The sequence below is a fragment of the Burkholderia contaminans genome (genome assembly GCF_029633825.1).
GTDB classification, from domain to species: domain Bacteria; phylum Pseudomonadota; class Gammaproteobacteria; order Burkholderiales; family Burkholderiaceae; genus Burkholderia; species Burkholderia contaminans.
In genome coordinates this window covers 1,832,809-1,851,498 of the sequence record NZ_CP090640.1, presented here as the reverse complement: position 1 = coordinate 1,851,498, position 18,690 = coordinate 1,832,809, and the positions used below count along the sequence as shown (strand labels likewise).

19 protein-coding genes are annotated in these 18,690 nt (G+C 67.1%); 8 read left to right on the top strand and 11 right to left on the bottom strand.

The window, feature by feature from the left end:
• Window positions 1–3: 3 nt before the first annotated feature.
• Window positions 4–636, bottom strand: a complete 633-nt coding sequence (gene tetR, locus LXE91_RS08635) for a tetracycline resistance transcriptional repressor TetR (protein WP_039361339.1) — start codon at window positions 634–636, stop codon at window positions 4–6.
• Between the two features lie 63 nt (window positions 637–699).
• On the opposite strand from tetR, the gene tet reads away from it, so the two are divergent.
• Window positions 700–1,893 carry a Tet(A)/Tet(B)/Tet(C) family tetracycline efflux MFS transporter gene (gene tet, locus LXE91_RS08630; RefSeq protein WP_039361340.1) on the top strand — a complete coding sequence of 398 codons (1,194 nt, stop codon included), beginning with the start codon at window positions 700–702 and terminating at the stop codon, window positions 1,891–1,893.
• A 22-nt stretch (window positions 1,894–1,915) separates the two neighbouring features.
• On the opposite strand, the gene LXE91_RS08625 is transcribed toward tet, so the two are convergent.
• Both LXE91_RS08625 and purM read right to left on the bottom strand, forming a co-directional pair.
• A complete protein-coding gene (locus LXE91_RS08625) occupies window positions 1,916–2,311 on the bottom strand; it encodes a YybH family protein (RefSeq protein WP_039361342.1) in 396 nt (131 codons plus the stop codon).
• 111 nt (window positions 2,312–2,422) lie between these two features.
• Window positions 2,423–3,478 (bottom strand): phosphoribosylformylglycinamidine cyclo-ligase, encoded by a 1,056-nt coding sequence (gene purM, locus LXE91_RS08620; protein WP_006484927.1) that lies wholly within the window; start codon window positions 3,476–3,478, stop codon window positions 2,423–2,425.
• A 250-nt stretch (window positions 3,479–3,728) separates the two neighbouring features.
• Here purM and hda point away from each other — a divergent pair, with 250 nt between their 5' ends.
• The 6 genes from hda to panB are packed head-to-tail and all read left to right on the top strand — an operon-like array spanning window position 3,729 to window position 8,836.
• Window positions 3,729–4,463 (top strand): DnaA regulatory inactivator Hda, encoded by a 735-nt coding sequence (gene hda / locus LXE91_RS08615; protein ID WP_039361344.1) that lies wholly within the window; start codon window positions 3,729–3,731, stop codon window positions 4,461–4,463.
• 11 nt (window positions 4,464–4,474) lie between these two features.
• Window positions 4,475–5,152, top strand: a complete 678-nt coding sequence (locus LXE91_RS08610; protein WP_039361346.1) for a histidinol-phosphatase — start codon at window positions 4,475–4,477, stop codon at window positions 5,150–5,152.
• 5 nt (window positions 5,153–5,157) lie between these two features.
• Window positions 5,158–6,714, top strand: a complete 1,557-nt coding sequence (pcnB, locus tag LXE91_RS08605) for a polynucleotide adenylyltransferase PcnB (RefSeq protein WP_039361348.1) — start codon at window positions 5,158–5,160, stop codon at window positions 6,712–6,714.
• Window positions 6,715–6,749: 35 nt separating this feature from the next.
• Window positions 6,750–7,292: a 2-amino-4-hydroxy-6-hydroxymethyldihydropteridine diphosphokinase gene (folK, locus tag LXE91_RS08600; RefSeq protein ID WP_039361350.1), complete on the top strand. Its 543-nt coding sequence runs from the start codon at window positions 6,750–6,752 to the stop codon at window positions 7,290–7,292.
• Window positions 7,289–7,975 carry a deoxynucleoside kinase gene (locus tag LXE91_RS08595; protein ID WP_039361352.1) on the top strand — a complete coding sequence of 229 codons (687 nt, stop codon included), beginning with the start codon at window positions 7,289–7,291 and terminating at the stop codon, window positions 7,973–7,975. The genes folK and LXE91_RS08595 overlap by 4 nt, the downstream gene beginning before the upstream one ends.
• A gap of 45 nt (window positions 7,976–8,020) precedes the next feature.
• Window positions 8,021–8,836, top strand: a complete 816-nt coding sequence (gene panB / locus LXE91_RS08590; protein WP_039361353.1) for a 3-methyl-2-oxobutanoate hydroxymethyltransferase — start codon at window positions 8,021–8,023, stop codon at window positions 8,834–8,836.
• 117 nt (window positions 8,837–8,953) lie between these two features.
• On the opposite strand, the gene LXE91_RS08585 is transcribed toward panB, so the two are convergent.
• From LXE91_RS08585 to grpE, 5 genes are all read right to left on the bottom strand, one after another.
• Complete coding sequence (locus LXE91_RS08585; RefSeq protein WP_039361354.1) at window positions 8,954–10,888, bottom strand: chorismate-binding protein; 1,935 nt, start codon at window positions 10,886–10,888, stop codon at window positions 8,954–8,956.
• 13 nt (window positions 10,889–10,901) lie between these two features.
• Window positions 10,902–12,038, bottom strand: coding sequence for a molecular chaperone DnaJ (gene dnaJ, locus LXE91_RS08580; protein WP_039361355.1), 1,137 nt, complete (start codon window positions 12,036–12,038; stop codon window positions 10,902–10,904).
• A gap of 267 nt (window positions 12,039–12,305) precedes the next feature.
• Window positions 12,306–14,258 (bottom strand): molecular chaperone DnaK, encoded by a 1,953-nt coding sequence (gene dnaK, locus LXE91_RS08575; RefSeq protein WP_039361356.1) that lies wholly within the window; start codon window positions 14,256–14,258, stop codon window positions 12,306–12,308.
• Window positions 14,259–14,405: 147 nt separating this feature from the next.
• Window positions 14,406–14,831: a thioredoxin family protein gene (locus LXE91_RS08570; RefSeq protein WP_039361357.1), complete on the bottom strand. Its 426-nt coding sequence runs from the start codon at window positions 14,829–14,831 to the stop codon at window positions 14,406–14,408.
• Between the two features lie 10 nt (window positions 14,832–14,841).
• Window positions 14,842–15,387, bottom strand: coding sequence for a nucleotide exchange factor GrpE (gene grpE, locus LXE91_RS08565; protein ID WP_039361358.1), 546 nt, complete (start codon window positions 15,385–15,387; stop codon window positions 14,842–14,844).
• Between the two features lie 355 nt (window positions 15,388–15,742).
• Here grpE and LXE91_RS08560 point away from each other — a divergent pair, with 355 nt between their 5' ends.
• Window positions 15,743–15,904, top strand: a complete 162-nt coding sequence (locus LXE91_RS08560; RefSeq protein WP_006476841.1) for a hypothetical protein — start codon at window positions 15,743–15,745, stop codon at window positions 15,902–15,904.
• Here the strand turns inward: LXE91_RS08560 and LXE91_RS08555 are convergent.
• The 3 genes from LXE91_RS08555 to hrcA all read right to left on the bottom strand — a co-directional run bounded on the left by LXE91_RS08555 (window position 15,876) and on the right by hrcA (window position 18,602).
• Window positions 15,876–16,283 (bottom strand): RNA-binding S4 domain-containing protein, encoded by a 408-nt coding sequence (locus LXE91_RS08555; RefSeq protein WP_039361359.1) that lies wholly within the window; start codon window positions 16,281–16,283, stop codon window positions 15,876–15,878. The genes LXE91_RS08560 and LXE91_RS08555 overlap by 29 nt on opposite strands.
• Before the next feature lie 84 nt (window positions 16,284–16,367).
• Window positions 16,368–17,432, bottom strand: a complete 1,065-nt coding sequence (gene hemH, locus LXE91_RS08550) for a ferrochelatase (RefSeq protein WP_039361360.1) — start codon at window positions 17,430–17,432, stop codon at window positions 16,368–16,370.
• A 147-nt stretch (window positions 17,433–17,579) separates the two neighbouring features.
• Window positions 17,580–18,602 carry a heat-inducible transcriptional repressor HrcA gene (gene hrcA, locus LXE91_RS08545; protein ID WP_031399637.1) on the bottom strand — a complete coding sequence of 341 codons (1,023 nt, stop codon included), beginning with the start codon at window positions 18,600–18,602 and terminating at the stop codon, window positions 17,580–17,582.
• Window positions 18,603–18,690 lie beyond the last annotated feature (88 nt).

The window sequence follows — 18,690 nt, the reverse complement described above, 5'->3', positions numbered from 1 at the left end:
GCGTCAGCCGCGCCTGCGCGCTGCGAGGCGTGCGCGCGCGCCGTCGACGATCCACGCGACACCACGCTCGAACGCCTCGTCGCCGCTGCGCTCGCGCAGCGCGGCCCAGCCCTTGGCGAGCAACGGGTATTCGGCCGGGTCCGGCAGCGGCGCATCGGCGTCGCCGTCCGGTTCCGCCTGCTCTTCCAGCACCCATCCGACCACGAAGCGGCCCAGCGCATACATCACGTCGACCGCCTCGTCCGGCGCGAAACCCGCGTCGCCGAGCAGCGCGACCTTGCGCTCGATCGAGCCGAAATGCAGCGCACGTGGCCGCGTACCGGCATGCAGGCGCGCGCCGTCGCGATAGGCCAGCAGCGCGCGCCGGAAACTGCGCGCGTTGTCCAGAAGCCACGCATCCCACGCTTCGCCCGGCCGCGGCAGCGATGCATCGTGACGCTCGAGCATGATCGCCTCCGCCATCGCGTCGAGCAGTTCACCCTTGTTCTTGAAATGCCAGTAAAGCGTCGGCGACTGCACGCCGAGCCGCTCGGCGAGCTTGCGCGTCGACAGCCCGTCGATGCCGACTTCGTCGAGCAGTTCGAGCGCCGCGCGCAATACCGTGTCGCGCGTCAGCCGCGCCCCTGTGTCCTTCATCTCTATCACCGATAGGGAAAGCTGTGGAATAATCGCCACTCTATCACCGATAGAGTCACGCTCTTGAATCCATCCCTGATTGCCATCCTGGCCACGGTTCTGCTCGACGCGATCGGCGTCGGGATCGTGATGCCGATCCTGCCCGGGCTGCTGCGCTCGCTCGCCGACGCAGGCAGCACCGACACCCATTACGGGATCCTGCTCGCGCTGTACGCGTTCGCGCAGTTCCTGTGCGCCCCGCTGCTCGGCGCGCTGAGCGACCGCTTCGGCCGCCGGCCCGTCCTGCTCGTGTCGCTCGCGGGCGCCGCACTCGACTACCTGCTGATGGCGCTCGCGCCGACCCTCGCGTGGCTTTACGTGGGGCGGCTGATCGCGGGCATCACCGGTGCGAACGTCGCGGTCGCAACTGCCTACGTCACCGATGTCACCGCCGAACCCGATCGCGCCCGACGCTTCGGCCAGCTCGGCGCGATGATGGGCATCGGCTTCATCGCAGGCCCGCTGATCGGCGGCCTGCTCGGCGCGCTGCACCTGCGTGCACCGTTCGTCGCGGCCGCCGCGCTCAACGCGCTCAACCTCGTGCTGGTCTGGCGCGCGCTGCCGGAGTCACGGCCGCGTTCGGCCCGCGGAGGCCATGCGGTCGGCGCGCTCAACCCGTTCGCCAGCCTGCGCCGGCTGACCGGCGCGCCCGCGCTCGCACCGCTGATCGGCATTTACGTGATCGTGGCGCTGGTGTCGCAGGCGCCGGCGACACTGTGGATCCTGTATGGCCAGGAGCATTTCGGCTGGTCGACGCCGATCGCGGGGCTGTCGCTGGCGGGCTATGGCGCGTGTCACGCACTCGCGCAGGCGTTCGCGATCGGTCCGCTGATCGCGCGGCTCGGCGAGCGCCGCGCACTCGCACTCGGCCTCGCGGGCGACGCGATCGGGCTCGCGGCGATTGCGTTCGCAACCGCCGCGTGGGTGCCATTCGCGCTGCTGCCGCTGTTCGCGGCGGGCGGCATGACGCTGCCGGCACTGCAGGCGATGCTCGCGCGACAGGTCGACGATGCGCGCCAGGGTGAACTGCAAGGCGCGCTCGCGAGCGTGGCGAGCCTGATCGGCGTCGCGGGGCCGCTGGTCGTCACCGCGACCTATGCGGCGACCCGCGCGACGTGGCCGGGGCTCGTCTGGGCCGCGGCCGCACTGCTTTACCTCCTCGTCCCGCCGCTGCTGGCCGGTGCACGGCCGGCGGGCGCGACACGGCCGTCCGCATGAGCGCCAGCGGGTACCGTCGCGCTCACGGCGCGAGCGTCACCAGATTCGCGTCGCGCACGAGCTGCCAGCGGCCGTCGGCCTTGCGGAAGATCGTCAGCGTATGGCCCGACCGCCGGATCGTCTCGCCGCCCGGCGGCGTCGCCTCGATCTCGATGAAATTGCGCATGTACGCCCAGTCGCCCAATACGCGCAGTTCGTCGATCCGGTAACGGCCGTCGATCTTCGGCGCGTGACCGCCGCTGGCGTTCGCGTCGCGCGACGCGGCTGCAAACGCCGCCTTGTCGAACGGCGGCTTGCCGGCCACCATGAAGATCGCGTCGTCGGCGATCAGGTCGAGCACGGTCGCCAGGTCGCCGCGCCGGCTCGATACGAACCAGTTGTCCACGAGCTCGCGGATCGCGCGTTCGTCTTCGGTCATCGTCGTCCCTCCTTCGTCGGCGCGCGCCCGTACGCCACGCCACGCCCGAAAAAAAACCGCCCGGATCGACTCCGGGCGGCTTTCCTTGCTGCATCTGCTGCAGGCAGTGCGTCAGACCACGACCGTCTGCGCCTCGCCTTCGCGGGTCGCACGCACGGTGCCGATCTTCCACACCTGTTCGCCGGCGGCGGTCAGGTCGGCGATCGCTGCGTCGGCATCGGCCGCCGAAACGATCACGGCCATGCCGATGCCGCAGTTGAACACGCGGTGCATTTCCGCATCGGCGACACCGCCGTGCTCCTGCAGCCACTTGAACAGCGGCGGCAGCGGCCACGCGTTCTGGTCGAGCTCGGCGGTGAGGCCTTCGCGCAGCACGCGCGGAATGTTCTCGACGAGACCGCCGCCCGTGATGTGCGCCATGCCCTTCACCGACAGCTTCTGCATCAGCGCAAGCAGCGGCTTCACGTAGATGCGCGTGGGCGCCATCAGCGCGTCGGCCAGCGAGCGGCCGTGGAAATCGGCCGACAGGTCGGGGTTCGCGCGCTCGATGATCTTGCGCACCAGCGAGAAGCCGTTCGAGTGGATGCCGCTCGAGGCGAGGCCCAGCACCACGTCGCCTTCGGCGATCGTGCTGCCGTCGATGATCTTGCTCTTCTCGACCGCGCCGACCGCGAAGCCGGCCAGGTCGTACTCGCCGTCCGGGTACATGCCCGGCATTTCGGCCGTTTCACCGCCGATCAGCGCGCAGCCCGACAGTTCGCAACCCTGCGCGATGCCCTTGACGACCGTTGCAGCGGTGTCGACGTCGAGCTTGCCGCACGCGAAATAATCGAGGAAGAACAGCGGCTCGGCGCCCTGCACGAGGATGTCGTTCACGCTCATCGCGACGAGATCCTGGCCGACGGTGTCGTGTTTGTTCAGATGAAATGCCAGCTTGAGCTTGGTGCCCACGCCGTCGGTGCCCGACACGAGCACGGGCTCCTTGTACTTCTTCGGCACTTCGAACAGCGCGCCGAACCCGCCGATGCCGCCGAGCACGCCGTCGCGCAGGGTTTTCTTCGCAAAAGGCTTGATCTTGTCGATGAGTGCGTCGCCCGCGTCGATGTCGACACCTGCGTCGCGATAGGACAGACCCTGAGCGTCGGGAGCGGATTTCGGAGGATTCATGGGGGAATGCGAGAAGGTCGGTAAAATGCGATTTTACCCGAAGCCGGCCCGTTGGCCGGAATTCCCAGCACCGAATCGTCAGGGATTGCATCTTGGTCAACACGTCCCCGTTTTCATCGCCGAGCGAACCGCGCCGAAACCGGCGTGGCGCCGTGCGGGCGGCCGCGCGTGAAGCCCGTGAAGACGCAAGCCCCGGCGCGTGCCCGGCGTACGGCGCGCGTATTTTCAACCGACCCGCATTGTGACTGTTGTGTCCCGTCAACTGACGCTCGATCTCGGCACGCCGCCGCCCGCCACGTTCGACAACTTCATCATGAACGAGGAGAACGACGAGCTCATCTCGCGCCTGCAGAAGCTCGACCTCGCGCTCGCGGCGGGCCCCGTGCCGGATCGGTCGTTCTACATCTGGGGCGAGCCCGGCTGCGGCCGCACCCATCTGCTGCAGGCGCTCGTGAGCGACGCGTCGTACGGCTATGCGCGCTACCTGACGCCGCAGAGCCCGCTCGGCGCGTTCACGTTCGATCCGCGCATCGGCATCTATGCGATCGACGACTGCGACAAGATGAGCGACACGCAGCAGGTCGCGCTGTTCAACCTGTTCAACGAAGTGCGCGCGCACCCGTCGAGCGCGTTCGTCGCGGCAGGCCCCGCGGCGCCGCTCGCGCTCGACGTGCGCGAGGATCTCCGCACGCGCCTCGGCTGGGGGCTCGTGTTCCACCTGTCGCCGCCGTCCGACGCCGGCAAGATCGCCGTGCTCAAGCTCGCGGCGAAGGAGCGCGGGATCGCGCTCACCGACGACATCGCCGCCTACCTGCTGACCCATTTCCGCCGCGACATGCCGAGCCTGATGGCACTGCTCGACGCGCTCGACCGCTTCTCGCTCGAGCAGAAACGCGCCGTCACGCTGCCATTGCTGCGCCGCATGCTGGCGCGTCCCGGCGACGACATCCCACCACCGGGCACGGGCCCGAACCGCTTCGAGTAAAATGCGCTTCCATGACTAATCTGGCACTCTTTGACCTCGATCACACGCTGATCCCGACCGATAGCGACCACGAATGGGGTCGCTTCATGGTGAAGCTCGGCATCGTCGACGCGGAAAGCTTCTCGCGTCAGAACGATCAGTTCTTCGCCGACTACAAGGCCGGCAAGCTCGACATCCACGCGTACCTCACGGCGATGCTCACGCCGCTCGCGAAGTATTCGCGCGCGCAGCTGGCCGAATGGCACGAGCAGTACATGCACGAGGTGATCCGGCCCGCAATGACACCCGCCGCGCTCGAACTCGTGCGCAAGCACCTCGATGCAGGCGACCTGTGCTGCGTGGTGACGGCGACCAACGAATTCATCACGCGCCCGATCGCCACCGCGTTCGGTGTCGACACGCTGATCGCCTGCGAGGTCGAAACGACCGACGGGCATCCCGATTCGCCGTACACGGGCCGGCCGACCGGCACGCCGAGCTATCGCGAAGGCAAGATCGTGCGGACCGAAGCGTGGCTCGCTTCGCTCGGCAAGCAATGGAGCGACTTCACGCATACCTACTTCTACAGCGACTCGCACAACGACATCCCGTTGCTCGAGAAAGTCACCGACCCGATCGCGACCAACCCTGACGACACGCTGCGTGCGCATGCAAGCAATCGCGGCTGGCGCATCCTCGATCTCTTCTGAACGTCGTGATCAAAAAATTCATCCGCAAGCTGCTCGGCCAGGACGAAACCGAGCAAACGTCTCCCGCAACGGCCCCGGCCGAAGAAGCGGCCCCTGCTACCCCGCGCGCCCCGAAGGGCACGCGCGGCGGCGGCGCGAAGAAACCGCGCAGCAACCATGAACCAACCGTCGTGCCGGCCAGCGTGCACGGCATCAACCCGGCGCTGATCTCGAAGAACGCCGTACGCGTGACCGACACGCTGCAGCAGGCGGGCTTCCGTGCGTTCATCGTCGGCGGTGCGGTACGCGACCTGCTGCTCGGCATCGCGCCGAAGGACTTCGACGTCGCGACCGACGCAACGCCGACCGAGGTGCAGCGCCTGTTCCGTCGCGCGCGCCTGATCGGCCGCCGCTTCCAGATCGTGCACGTGCAGTTCGGTCAGGAGCTGATCGAGGTGTCGACGTTCCGCGCGCTGGTCGACGCGCCGCCCGAGGCGGCTGCTGCCACGGCCGAGCCGCCGAAGCGCCTGAAGCGCGACGAACTCGATCGCCGCACGCATGCGGTGGACGCGAGCGGCCGCGTGCTGCGCGACAACGTGTGGGGCGAGCAGCACGAAGACGCCGCGCGCCGCGACTTCACGATCAACGCGATGTACTACGACCCGTCGACGCAGACGGTGCTCGACTACCACGACGGGATGGCCGATGTGCGCGCCCGCCTGTTGCGGATGATCGGCGATCCGGCCACGCGGTTCCGCGAGGATCCGGTGCGGATGCTGCGCGTCGTGCGCTTTGCGGCCAAGCTCGGTTTCGAGATCGAGCCGCACACGCGCGAACCGATCAACGCGCTCGCCGACCTGATCAACAACGTGCCGGCCGCGCGCCTGTTCGACGAAATGCTGAAGCTGCTGCTGTCCGGCCACGCGCTCGCGTGCCTGACGAAGCTGCGCAAGGAAGGCCTGCACCACGGGCTGCTGCCGCTGCTCGACGTCGTGCTCGAACAGCCGCAGGGCGAGAAGTTCATCACGCTCGCGCTGAACAACACCGACGCGCGCGTGCGCGCCGGCAAGACGGTGTCGCCGGGCTTCCTGTTCGCGACGCTGCTGTGGCACGACATGCGCCAGCGCTTCGAGCAATACACGGCCGAAGGCGAAATCCCGGTGCCGGCGCTCCATCGCGCGATGGACGACGTGCTCGACATGCAGACCGAGAAACTCGCGATCCACAAGCGTTACTCGGCCGACATGCGCGAGATCTGGGGCCTGCAGCTGCGCCTCGAGAAACGCTCGGGCCGCAGCGCGATGCGGCTGCTGGAACACCAAAGGTTTAGAGCGGGGTATGATTTCCTCCTGTTACGCTGCGAATCCGGCGAGCTCGATGCGGAAGTCGGACAGTGGTGGACGGATTTCATCGAAGGCGACGCGGCCGCTCGCGAGGCATTGCTCACGCAGGGCGGCACGAAGGAAAAATCGCCCCGCAAGCGGCGCCGCCGCGGCGGCGTGCGAAACCGCAAGCCGGGTGAAGGTGCCGCCGAGCAGGCACCGGAAGCCTCGGGCGATACCGCGAGCGGTTCCGACGACTGACGCGCTCGCCGGCGAACGACGTAGGAAGTGATGCCATGACGGTTGCATATATCGGACTGGGGGCGAATCTCGGCGATGCGCGCCAGACCCTGAAGGACGCGGTGGTGTGCCTTGCGCAGCAGCGCACCATCTCGATCCTCGGCAAATCGAGCCTGTATCGCACGGCGCCCTTCGAAGCGGGCGGCGACGACTACTACAACTGCGTCGTCAAGCTCGACACGACGCTGTCGGCCCGCGAGCTGCTCGCGCTGTGCCAGAAGATCGAACATCACTTCGGCCGCGAGCGCCCGTATCGCAACGCGCCGCGCACGCTCGATCTCGACATCCTGCTGTTCGGCGACGATTCGATCGACGAGCCCGACCTGATCGTCCCGCATCCGCGCCTCACCGACCGTGCGTTCGCACTCGTGCCGCTCGTCGAGATCGAGCCGGCACTCGACATCCCCGCGCGCGGCCGGGCCGATGCCTTCCTCGCCGCCGTCGCGGACCAGCGCGTCGAGAAGGTGCAGACCTGCCAGTGCCTGATGCAGAAGGCGCTCGCTGCCAGCGAAGCCGCCGACAAGAACCGCTGCCGATGACCCCGACTCCCCTCACCGTCACCGCGCCCGACCTGCGCGCCCCGCATCGCTATCTCGTGATCGAAGGCCCGATCGGCGTCGGCAAGACGACGCTCGCGCGCCTGCTCGGCGAACGCTGGTCGATGCAGACGCTGCTCGAGCGCCCGCAGGACAACCCGTTCCTCGAACGCTTCTATCGCGACACCGCGCGCTACGCGCTGCCCGTGCAGCTGTCGTTCGCGCTGCAGCGCGCGCAGCAGGCTCGCGAGCTGATCGGTGCGCTCGAAACGGGCCGCCCGGTCATCGCCGATTTCATGCCGCAGAAGAACGACATCTTCGCGCGGCTGAACCTGCCGGAAGACGAGTGGCAGCTCTATCGCTCGGTCGCGACGCACGTCGACGTGCCGCAGGCGCCGTCGCCCGACCTCGTCGTCTACCTGCAGGCGAGCCCGGAAGTGCTGTTCTCGCGCATCCAGAAGCGCGGGCTGCCGATGGAACTGCAGATCAGCGATGCGTACCTGCGCTCGCTCGTCGACGCGTACAACGAATTCTTCTACCACTACGATCGCACGCCGGTGCTGACGGTCGCGGCCGAACACCTGAACCCGCTGGATTCCCCCGAAGATCTCGCCCTGCTGGTCGAGCGCATCGAGACGATGCGCGGCCGCAAGGAATTCTTCGTCAAGGGCGAGACGACGCGCTGACGCGTCCTCGCCTGTCGTTCCTCACCCATTCGAACCGGATTTCCCATGACCTATCTCCAGGAATCGAGCCGGCCTGCCGTCACGGTGCCCAAGCTGCAGGCAATGCGCGACGCCGGCGAGAAGATCGCAATGCTCACCTGCTACGACGCGAGCTTTTCCGCACTGCTCGACCGTTCGGGCGTCGACGTGCTGCTGATCGGCGATTCGCTCGGCAACGTGCTGCAGGGCCACTCGACCACGCTGCCCGTGTCGCTCGACGACATCGCGTATCACACCGCCTGCGTCGCCCGCGCGCAGCCGCGCGCGCTGATCATGGCCGACCTGCCGTTCGGCACGTACGGCACGCCGGCCGAGGCATTCGCGAGCAGCGTCAAGTTGATGCGCGCCGGGGCGCAGATGGTCAAGCTGGAAGGCGGTGAATGGCTCGCCGAGACGATCCGCTTCCTCGTGGAGCGCGCGGTGCCCGTGTGTGCGCACGTGGGCCTCACGCCGCAGTCGGTGCACGCGTTCGGCGGTTTCAAGGTGCAAGGCAAGACCGAAGCCGGCGCCGCGCAACTGCTGCGCGACGCGCGCGCGGTCGAAGCGGCCGGTGCGCAGGTCGTGCTGCTCGAAGCCGTGCCGACGCTGATCGGGTCCGAAGTCACGCACATGCTGCGCGTGCCGACGATCGGCATCGGCGCAGGCGCCGACTGCTCGGGCCAGGTGCTCGTGCTGCACGACATGCTCGGTGTGTTCCCCGGCAAACGGCCGCGCTTCGTGAAGGATTTCATGCAGGGCGAATCGAATATCCAGGCGGCCGTCGAAGCGTACGTGCGCGCGGTGAAGGACGGTTCGTTCCCCGGCCCAGAGCATTCGTTCTGACGTCCGGGGAAGTGCCGGCGATGCGTTCGCCGGCGCCTCGATGAAAAAAGCGCGGCGCCCTTTGCGGGGCGCCGCGCTTTTTCTTGCTTACGCTGCCAGTAGCGGTCGCTCTGCCGGTTACTTCAGTACCGCGTCGAGCGCGCCGCGCAGCGCGTTGGTCAGCAATAGCGCCTCCGCACGCGCGAGATCGTCGCGGGTCACGACCCGCTCCGTCGCGCCGAACGCACGATCGTCGAGCAGCACGCCGCGCATCACGCCCGGCAGCACGCCGGACTCGAGCGGCGGCGTCACCCACTGGCCGTCGAGCTTCACGAACAGGTTCGAGCGCCCGCCTTCCGTCACCTCGCCGCGCTCGTTGACGAACAGCATGTCGAAACCGCCGAGTGCCTCCGCCGCCTGCCACGCGCGATCGTATTCGGCGCGGCGCGTGGTCTTGTGCAGCAGCAGCGCATCGTTCGCGCGAGTCGGTGCGAAGCCGTGCGCGGACGCCAGCAGCACGCCGACCGGCCCCGCCGGCAGCGGCTTGAGCGGCGCCGTGATGATCTCGATCGTGCCGTCCTTCGCGAGCGCGAGCTTCATCCGGTAAGCGCCGTCGCCGTCGAGCGCCGCGCAGCGCGCGTCGATCTCGCGACGCAACGCGTCGGCGTCGAAGCGGAAGCCGAACGCATCCGCGCTACGCTGCAGTCGCGCCAGATGGCGATCGAGATGCCGGATGCCGTCCGCACGCGTGGCGGCGGTCGTTTCGAACAGCTGGAAGCCGGGATCGGCGTCCGTCAGGAATCGTGCTTTCAATTCGCACTCCGCATATTCGTCGGCCGCGACACTGTCGAGCACGATGCCCGCGCCGACCCCCATCGTGCCGCGGCGCCGGCCGGCGATTGCCGCTTCCGAACGGCGTGTTTCGGCATCGGCTCGTGTCACACCCTCGCAGTCAGCGCCTTCGCCGGCCGCGTCGAGCGTCAGCGTACGAATCGCGACCGACAGGCAGAAATCGCCGCAACCGGCCAGGCGATCGCCCAGCGCGTCGGAATCGGCACCTTGCGTCGCAGCGTCAAGCCAGCCGATCGCGCCCGTATAGAGCCCGCGCGGCGTCGACTCGATCGCGTCGATCAGTTCCATCGTCTTGTGCTTTGGCGCACCCGTGATCGACCCGCACGGAAACAGCGCACGCAGCATCTGCGCGAATGTCGTCCCGTCGCGCCAGCCGGCCTCGACCGTCGACGTCATCTGCCACACCGACGCATACGGCTCGACGGAAAACAACGCCGGTACGCGGACCGTGCCGGTGCGCGCGATCCGCGACACGTCGTTGCGCAGCAGGTCGACGATCATCACGTTTTCCGCGCGGTTCTTCGGATCGTTCGCGAGAAACGCGGCGGCGGCCGCATCGTCGCGCGGGTCGGCCGAACGTGGTGCGGTGCCCTTCATCGGCCGCGCGCGCAGCACGTCGCCGTGCTTCTCGACGAACAGCTCGGGCGAGCACGACACGACCCACGTACCGTCGGGCAACGCGATCAGCGCGCCGTAGCGCACGGGCTGGCGCGCACGCAGCCGCCGGTACAGCGCGAGCGGCGTGCCGAACACGTCGAAGTTCAGCCGGTACGTGTAGTTGACCTGATACGAATCGCCCGCGCGCAGCGCGTCGTGCACTGCGGCGATCGCCGCGTCGAACGCATCGCGCGACACGCTCTTCCCGACATGCGCGACGCCCGCAATCGACGGCGTACCGCCGCCGTCCTGGTGCGCGAGCCACGCGTCGACTTCGTCGCACGACAGGCGCTCGCAGCACGCATACAGCAAAAAGCGCAGCGGGGCATGGCCCGGCTGCGCTCGTTGCAGGTTGCGTCCGAATTCGTAATCGCCGACGACGACCGCGTGCAGCCCGTCGCGCAGGTCCTGCGCCACGGCCGCGTCGACCTCGTCGAGCCGAGCCGGATCCGTGCACACACGTTCGCGCACGAACCCCGAATACAAACGACTCGACCGCGCGAGCGCGGTCGAGTCGCAATCGTCCAAGAGCGCGAACGACGCGCTCTCGTTGCCTTCAGTCATGCTGTTACTCGAGTTACTCGAAGAAGCTCTTCACACGGTCGAACCAGCTCTTGCTCTGCGGGCTATGACGCGCGCCGCCCTCGGCCAGCGATTTCTCGAACTGCTTGAGCAGGTCGCGCTGGTTGTCGGTCAGCTTCACCGGCGTCTCGACCTGCACGTGGACGTACAGATCGCCCGCGATGCTCGAACGCAGCCCCTTGATGCCCTTGCCACGCAGGCGGAACGTCTTGCCCGACTGCGTGCCTTCCGGCACCGGGAACGAAGCACGACCGGCCAGCGTCGGCACCTCGATCTCGCCGCCGAGCGCGGCGGTCGTGAACGGGATCGGCATCTGGCAGTGGAGATCGTCGCCGTCGCGCTCGAACACCGAGTGCGGCTTGATGTGGATCTCGACGTACAGGTCGCCCGGCGGCCCGCCGTTGATGCCCGGTTCGCCGTTGCCGGCCGAGCGGATCCGCATCCCGTCGTCGATCCCGGCCGGGATCTTCACTTCGAGCGTCTTGGTTTCCTTCACCTTGCCCGACCCGTGGCAATGCACGCACGGCTCGGGGATGTAGGTGCCCGTGCCGTGGCACTTCGGGCAGGTCTGCTGGATGCTGAAGAAGCCCTGCGACATGCGCACCGTGCCCTGGCCGTGACAGGTCGGGCAGGTTTCCGGCTTCGTGCCGGGCTTAGCGCCCGACCCGTGGCAGACCTCGCACGACACCCAGCTCGGCACGCGGATCTGCGTGTCGTAGCCGTGTGCAGCCTGCTCGAGCGTGATTTCCATGCTGTAGCGCAGGTCCGCGCCGCGATACACCTGCGGGCCGCCACGGCCGCCGCGCGCGGCACCGCCCGCGGCCTGGCCGAAGATGTCGCCGAAGATGTCGCCGAACGCGTCCGCGAAACCGCCGAAACCCTGACCACCCGCACCGCCCATGTTCGGATCGACGCCCGCGTGGCCGTACTGGTCGTACGCCGCCCGCTTCTGGCCGTCCGACAGCATTTCGTAGGCTTCCTTCGCCTCCTTGAAATGCTCTTCCGCATCCTTGTTGTCCGGATTGCGGTCAGGGTGATACTTCATCGCAAGCTTGCGATACGCCTTCTTGATTTCGTCGTCGCTCGCATTCTTCGCGACGCCCAGAACCTCGTAGTAATCCCGTTTCGCCATATCGATTCACTGTGCCGCCGCGCATCGCGCACACGGCGGCTCCTTTCGCCTGCAGTAAAGTCTCTCGACTCGTCTGGCGCCGCGCCCGCCGCGGACGGCTCGCGCAGCACCCGCCAAAAAACAAATGTGCCCGGAGGGCCGCGAAGCCCGCCAGGCGTGGAGTCGATCCGGCCATCCGGAAGGAAAGACAGACCGCTTGTCAGCCAACCCGTCGGCCGCGCCGCGCGCGGGTTGCGCGCGCGGCGTGCGGCACCGGGGCAACCCGGCTTAGTCCTTCTTCACTTCCTTGAACTCGGCGTCGACGACATCGTCGGCAGCCTGCTGCGCGCCGCCCGCGTGAGCCGCGCCTTCCGCTGCACCCGCTGCGCCGGCCGCACCTGCTTGCTGGGCCTGCATGTCGGCGTACATCTTTTCGCCGAGCTTTTGCGAAACCTTGCCGAGTTCCTCGACCTTCGCGTCGATCGCAGCCTTGTCGGCGGACGTGTCCTTCAGCACTTCCTCGAGCGACTTCAGCGACGCTTCGATGGCTTCCTTCTCGCCCGCGTCCAGCTTGTCGCCGTACTCGGTCAGCGCCTTCTTCGTGCTGTGGACCAGCGCGTCGCCCTGGTTGCGCGAATCAGCCAGCTCGCGCAGCTTGTGATCTTCCGCTGCGTTCGCTTCCGCGTCCTTGATCATCTGGTCGATTTCAGCCTCGGACAGGCCCGAGTTCGCCTTGATCGTGATCTTGTTTTCCTTGCCGGTCGCCTTGTCCTTCGCGCCGACGTGCAGGATGCCGTTCGCGTCGATGTCGAAGGTCACTTCGATCTGCGGCACGCCGCGCGGTGCCGGCGGGATGCCTTCGAGGTTGAACTCGCCGAGCAGCTTGTTGCCGGCTGCCATTTCGCGTTCGCCCTGGAACACCTTGATCGTCACGGCGCCCTGGTTGTCGTCCGCCGTCGAGTACACCTGAGCGTGCTTCGTCGGGATCGTCGTGTTCTTGCTGATCATCTTCGTCATCACGCCGCCGAGCGTCTCGATACCGAGCGACAGCGGGGTCACGTCGAGCAGCAGCACGTCCTTGCGGTCGCCCGACAGGACCTGGCCCTGGATCGCCGCGCCGACTGCGACGGCTTCGTCCGGGTTCACGTCACGGCGCGGATCCTTGCCGAAGAATTCCTTCACCTTCTCCAGCACCTTCGGCATACGCGTCTGGCCGCCGACCAGGATCACGTCGTCGATGTCCGACACCTTGACGCCTGCGTCCTTGATCGCGATGCGGCACGGTTCGATCGTGCGCTCGACCAGGTCTTCCACCAGCGCTTCCAGCTTCGCGCGGGTGATCTTCAGGTTCAAGTGCTTCGGGCCCGATGCGTCGGCCGTGATGTACGGCAGGTTGATTTCGGTCTGCTGGCTCGACGACAGCTCGATCTTCGCCTTTTCAGCGGCTTCCTTCAGGCGCTGCAGCGCGAGCACGTCCTTCGACAGGTCGACGCCCTGCTCCTTCTTGAACTCGCCGATGATGTAATCGATGATGCGCTGGTCGAAGTCTTCGCCGCCGAGGAACGTGTCGCCGTTGGTCGACAGCACTTCGAACTGCATTTCGCCGTCGACGTCCGCGATTTCGATGATCGACACGTCGAACGTGCCGCCGCCGAGGTCATACACGGCGATCTTGCGGTCGCCCTTCTCGGCCTTGTCGAGGCCGAACGCGAGCGCAGCCGCGGTCGGCTCGTTGATGATCCGCTTGACTTCGAGGCCTGCGATGCGGCCAGCGTCCTTGGTTGCCTGGCGCTGGCTGTCGTTGAAGTACGCCGGCACCGTGATCACGGCTTCCGTGACCGGCTCGCCGAGGTAGTCTTCGGCCGTCTTCTTCATCTTGCGCAGCACTTCCGCCGAAACCTGCGGCGGCGCGAGCTTTTCGCCGTGCGCTTCAACCCATGCATCGCCGTTGTCGGCCTTGATGATGGTGTACGGCATCAGGCCGATGTCCTTCTGGACTTCCTTCTCTTCGAAGCGGCGGCCGATCAGGCGCTTCACTGCGAACAGCGTGTTCTTCGGGTTGGTCACCGACTGGCGCTTGGCCGGCGCGCCGACGAGCACTTCATTGTCGTCCATGTAGGCGATGATCGACGGCGTGGTGCGCGTGCCTTCCGAGTTCTCGATGACCTTGACCTGGTTGCCTTCCATGATGGCGACGCACGAGTTCGTGGTGCCGAGGTCAATACCGATGATCTTTCCCATTTTTCCTAATCTCCAGAAATGCTTGTTTGCTGCGCAAAACGCCGCGTTTGGGGGCGGTTTCGCGCGCCAGAATTCAACTCTGTTCCCGAAATGCGTCCGTCCGATCCGTTTTCAAGACCCGACGAGCGATGCGGATATTAAATTTTTTCAATCGCTGCCGGCTAGCGGATCGCCGCCCGGCGGATCGCCGCCCGACGCGGCGATTTTCGCGCGTGCCGCCGACACCGCTGCCTGGAACTGCGCGAGGCCATGCCAGCCCGTCGCGCGCCCGAGCCGCTTGCCGCGGTGGAAGAAGAACCACGTCGGCACGCCGTGCAGCCCGAAGCGGCGCCCCAGCTGGTGGTGTTCGTACACATTGCAATGGAACCACTTCAGGTCCAGCGCGCGGATCGCGTCGGGCTGGGCGAGCATCGCCTTCTTCGCGATCTCGCAGTTGAAGCAGTCGACGCCCCAGAAGAACACCACCGCGAGCGCATCACCCGCGCCGCCGATCGCCGCGTCGAACGTGCCGGCGTCCAGTGCCTGCATGTCGAACGCGTTGAACGCGGCCGGATCGACGCCGGCTGGCAGCATCGCGACGGCCTTACTTCGGCTGCGCGACGGTAACGAGCGCCGGACGCAGCACGCGGTCGGCGATCGTGTAGCCCTTTTGCAGCACGGTGACGACGGTGTTCGGCTCCTGCTCGGCCGGCACCATCGAAATTGCCTGGTGCTGATGCGGATCGAACTTCTCGCCGACCGGGTTCAGCGCGACGACGCGGCCCTTCTCGAGCGCGCTCGTCAGCTGGCGCAGCGTCAGCTCGACACCTTCGCGCACCTTCGCGATGTCGCCGGACGTATCGTTGACGGCCGCTTCCAGGCTGTCCAGTACGGGCAGCAGGTGCTCCGCAAAGCTCTCGATCGCGAACTTGTGCGCCTTCGCGACGTCGTCCTGCGCGCGGCGGCGGACGTTCTCGGTTTCGGCCTTCGCCCGCAGGTAGCTCTCCTGCAGCTCGGCGACCTTGGCTTGAGCCTCCGCGAGCGCCGCGTCGGCTGCTTCGGCGGCGGGAGCAGCGCCTTGCGCCGCCTGCTTCTCGCTGCCGATATCTTCGGCCGATTGGGATGCCGGGTTCTCTTGCGTGTTTTCCATGTCGCTGAAAGTCGATTAGAGGTTGAAGCCAAATCGGCAACCGCCGGGTTATATACCCGGTGGCACCGCACATTGCTGGTGCAAATAAGGGTGAAAACGACGATTTCAAGAGGGTTATTCGCCGGCATTCTCCAATACCGCGAAACAACCGCGCGTCACGCCGGGGCATCGGCCGCATAGTCCGCCAGATCGGGCGAAACGGCCGGTAACAACGCTTACCTGGCAAGTACTAGCTTGGCACAGGCCCGCTGCACTACACTCCACTCAAGCGTCGGAAAAGCGTGTTTACCCCTAGCTGACCGTCGCCTGACATCCACCTGGCGCCGTTTTCACCCTTCTTCTCGAGGGGAGTACCATGAAACTGACCTTTGCGATCTCGGTGGTCGCGCTGGTACTCATTGCCGGCACCACCACCATCTGCCTGTCGGGAGCCGTCACCGACCGCACGACCGAATACGGAAGCGCGCGGGCGACGTTCGACCAGATGTTCAGCTCCCACCAGAAAATCTGTCGATGATGCGCCGGTCGCGCTTCGTCGGCCGCCCGTGCAACTCGGCTGCCGGCTCGCGATACGTGCGGCGCCGCTCCAGTTCGGCGAGCCGCGCGGCCCGCCCTGCTTCCGTTTCCGCGTAAAGCGTCTGTGCGACGCTCGCCGGCCCGCGCACGTCGCACATGCCGAGCACGGCAATGTGCCAGACGATGCCGTCGATCGCAATCTCGACCTCGTCGCCCACGCGCACTTCCTTCGCCGGCTTGACCGCCGCGCCGCCGATCTTCACGTGCCCCTTGTCGACCGCATCGGTCGCGAGCGAGCGCGTCTTGAAGAACCGGGCCGCCCACAGCCATTTGTCGATGCGCAGCTTCGCGCCCGGTTCGGTCGAAATCTTGTAGTTCATCGCAGCCTCCGCCGGGCCGCCCCAAGGAGGCTGACCGCCCCCTCGGGGGGCAGTGAACGAAATGAGCGTGGGGGTCGTTTCATCTCAACCCACGGTTTCGGGCTGCGCGGCCCCGACCGGCCAGCCCTGCAGATTCTCGGCGACGATCTCGCCGAGCGCACCGATCCACGCGGGCGCGCCATTCAGGCATGGAATGCGGTGGAACACCTTGCCACCGCCGGCGAGGAACTCGTCACGCACTTCCATGCCGATCTCCTCGATCGTCTCCAGGCAGTCGGCCGTGAAACCGGGACAGAACACGTCGGCCCGCCGCACGCCGGCCTCGCCGAACTCGCGCAGCGTCGGCGCGGTGTAAGGCTGCAGCCATTCGGCCTTGCCGAAGCGCGACTGGAACGTGACGCGGCATTCGGTGGTCGACAGCCCGAGCGCGGCCATCAGCAGCGCGCCCGTTTGCTGGCACTGGTCGTGATAGGGGTCGCCGAGGTCGAGCGTGCGCTTCGGCACGCCGTGAAAGCTCAGCACGAGCTTGTCGCCGGCCGCGAAGTCGGGCCGGCCGTGCTGCGCCCAATACTGGCGCACCTGCTCGGCCAGCGCATGGATATAGGCCGGATGGTCGGCGTAGTGCCGCACCGTGCGCACCTCGGGCTGGTTGCGCATGCGCGCGAGCGCTTCGAAGGCGGCGTCGAAGGCCGTGGCCGTGGTCGACGCCGAATATTGCGGGTACATCGGCATCAGCAGCACGCGCTCGACGCCCGCGCGCTTGAACTGCGCGAGCGCGTGCGAAATGTTCGGGCTGCCGTAGCGCATCGCGTAGTCGACCTGCACTTGATAGCCGTTCGACACGAGCAGATGTCGCACGCTGTCGGTCTGGCGTTCCGTGTACACGCGCAGCGGCGAGCCCTCGGGCATCCAGACGGCTGCGTATTTCTTTGCAGACGCGCGGCCGCGCAGCGGCAGGATCACCGTGCGCAGCAGCACCTGCCAGATAGCCTGCGGAATCTCGACGACCCGCGGATCCGACAGGAATTCGGCCAGGTAGCGCCGTACCGCGCGCGGCGTGGGTGCGTCGGGCGTGCCGAGATTGATCAGCAGCACGCCGATGCGATGGGCAGCCGCGGTGCTCGAAGGCGGCTCAAGATCGAAACGCATGGGCAATTACGTGCTCTGGGCACGGGACCGGACGGCTCTCAATTATAGCGGGCCGCTGCGCGCCGGTCGGCTGGCCGTTCGGCCGACTGTCGGCACACACGGTGCCGCGGCACGATGACGGGGCAGGATCGGGCTGGCGACGGCAGGCTACTGCTGGCTCAGCGTGAGCGACAGCAGGCGCGCGGTGATGTCGACGATCGGTATCACGCGGTTGTACGCCATGCGGGTCGGGCCGATCACGCCGAGCGTGCCGACGATCTGCCCGTTCACCTCGTAAGGCGCGGTCACGACGCTCATTTCCTCGATCGGCACGAGCGTCGATTCGCCGCCAATGAAGATCTGCACGCCCTGGGCGTGGCTCGACACGTCGAGCAGTTGCAGGAGGCCCGTCTTTTGGTCGAATACGTCGAACAGCTTGCGCAGCCGAGCCATGTCGGACGAAAGATCCGCCACTTCGAGCAGGTTGCGCTCGCCGGAAATCAGCACGGTGTCCTCGGTGTCCGGCACCTCGGTGCTGGCCGTCACGGCGGCATGCATCAGCGCGGTCATGTCGCCGCGCAACTGGTCGATCTCGTCGCGCAGGCGGCGGCGCACCTCGTCGAACGACAGTCCGGCGAAATGCGCGTTGATGTAGTTGGACGCCTCGGTCAGTTGCGACGGCGAGTAATCGCGCGGCGTCGCGAGCATCCGGTTCTGCACGTCGCCCTCGGGCGTGACGATGATCAGCAGGATGCGCTTGTCCGACAGGCGCATGAACTCGATCTGCTTGAACACGTGGCTGCGGCGCGGCGTGAGCACCACGCCCGCGAACTGCGACAGGTTGGACAGCACGCTCGCGGCGGCCGCCACGACGCGCTGCTGCGGCTCGCCGGCCTGCAGCGTGTTCTGCACCTGCCGCGCAACGGCTTCGGCGTCGATCGGCGCCTCGACCGTCAGCATCGTGTCGACGAACAGCCGGTAGCCGCGCGGCGTCGGCACTCGGCCGGCCGACGTGTGCGGGCTCGACACGAGGCCGAGCTCCTCCAGGTCGGACATCACGTTGCGGATCGTTGCCGGGCTCAGCTCGAGCCCGGAGTAACGGGACAACGTGCGCGATCCGACTGGCTGACCGTCGGCGATATACCGTTCGATCAGGGTTTTCAGGAGGGTTCGTGCGCGAGGATCTAGCATGGTGGAAAATTTTAGCGCAACCGCGCGACCGCGGCGAGTGGCGTCGGCTACCGTTGCGCGGGCCGGCCCGATCCGGCCCCGTCTGCGC